1 protein-coding gene is annotated in these 664 nt (G+C 62.7%); it reads right to left on the bottom strand.

Annotated elements, in window-relative coordinates; all coding sequences use genetic code 11:
* Positions 1 to 482, bottom strand: a 482-nt coding sequence (locus ACLD7X_RS17685) for an FAD-dependent oxidoreductase (RefSeq protein WP_411425002.1), incomplete at its 3' end; no start/stop codon positions are given.
* Positions 483 to 664 lie beyond the last annotated feature (182 nt).

The raw sequence follows: 664 nt of genomic DNA on the forward strand, positions 1-664 counted from the left end.
CGCACGGTTGCCGCCACCTCGAGTCCGATGAAGCCGCCGCCGATGATGACGATGTTTTGCGCCGCATCGATGCCTTCGCGCAGCCTGTCGGCATCAGCGATGCCCCGCAGTGTCAGCACACCCGGAAGCTCCGCGCCGGGAACGGAGAGCAGGCGCGAACGCGTACCCGTCGCCAGCACGAGACGGTCATAGCCGAGTTCGTTCTTGCCGAATGTGACACGTCGCGCCGCGCGGTCGATCATGCTGGCGCGCTGGCCCAGACGGAGATCGATCCCCATTGCGGCGAGGGCGTCCGCCGGGCGCAGCTGCAGCTGGCTGCCGGTGGTCTCGCCCTTCAGATAGGCCTTGGAGAGCGGCGGGCGCTGGTAGGGCGGGTGCGGCTCCTCGCCGAGGAGCGTGATCGGTCCCTGATGCCCCAACTGCCGGAGTGACAGGGCGGCCTGAACGCCCGCCTGGCCCGCGCCGATGATGACGACGTCCATGTGACCTGTCCTCGCCGAGCCGCTGCCAGCTCTTTTTTTAACATGACAACCGTAATAAAAACATGACACAGAGCGACTGTCAATGATTGACATTCAGGAAAAACAGAGCTTTTAATATCACAAACGTCATAAAAACCGGAGGAACGCTGACATGAGCTTGGATATTGCCCGCCTGAAGGGTG

Origin of the sequence: Aphanothece microscopica RSMan92 (genome assembly GCF_046613545.2) — a bacterium.
Lineage (GTDB): Bacteria > Cyanobacteriota > Cyanobacteriia > PCC-6307 > Cyanobiaceae > NIES-981.